At 56.5% G+C, this 354-nt stretch carries 1 pseudogene; it reads left to right on the plus strand.

Annotated features, from left to right (window positions below):
* A pseudogene (locus Q5L94_RS13455) lies at positions 1-354 on the plus strand (UDP-glucose 6-dehydrogenase); the annotation flags it as partial.

A 354-nucleotide genomic window follows, 5' to 3' on the forward strand; every position in this document is an offset into this window, starting at 1 on the left:
CAGCCGGATCATCGTTGGAGAGCGCTCGGAGCGTGCCCGTATCTTTGCGGATCTTCTGCTGGGCGGTGCTGATGAGGACGAGGTGGAAACCCTCTTCACCGATCCAAGCGAAGCCGAGGCGGTGAAGCTTTTTGCCAATACCTATCTCGCGATGCGGGTGGCGTTTTTTAATGAACTGGATTCTTACGCCATGGCCGGGGGTATGGACACCCGCCAGATCATCGAGGGCCTAAGCCTCGATCCGCGCATCGGCGGCCACTACAACAATCCTTCCTTTGGCTATGGTGGCTACTGCCTGCCCAAAGACACCAAACAACTTCTGGCCAATTACGATCAGGTACCGCAGAACCTGAT

This window comes from Idiomarina sp. Sol25, assembly GCF_033052775.1.
Taxonomy (GTDB): Bacteria; Pseudomonadota; Gammaproteobacteria; order Enterobacterales; family Alteromonadaceae; genus Idiomarina.